Consider the following 239-nt stretch of genomic DNA (forward strand, 5'->3'; position numbering starts at 1 on the left):
CCCCACATCCCACACGCCCACATCCTACAGCGTGAGCACATCACAACCAAAAACACAGTCCAGCAAGCAGAGAAGCAAAACGCCAGCTCCCCCGCACATCAGCCACCCCATAGCATCTCGCCACCAGCACCACACCCACAAGCGTCCCATCACCAACCACACACATCAGCCACACACTACACCCCACCAAGCCCCCCAACCATCAGCCACCCCATCACCAACCACGCACCTTGAGTGAC

The 239-nt window shown here is 59.0% G+C and carries 1 protein-coding gene; it reads right to left on the minus strand.

Annotated features, from left to right (window positions below; translation table 11 throughout):
- Window positions 1-40 precede the first annotated feature (40 nt).
- The gene (locus BN202_RS09860) at window positions 41-187 is read right to left on the minus strand and encodes a hypothetical protein (RefSeq protein ID WP_156792136.1); all 147 of its coding nucleotides are present in this window, start codon (window positions 185-187) and stop codon (window positions 41-43) included.
- Window positions 188-239: the final 52 nt, after the last annotated feature.

Origin of the sequence: Bartonella florencae (genome assembly GCF_000312525.1) — a bacterium.
In the GTDB taxonomy this organism is placed as follows: Bacteria; Pseudomonadota; Alphaproteobacteria; order Rhizobiales; family Rhizobiaceae; genus Bartonella; species Bartonella florencae.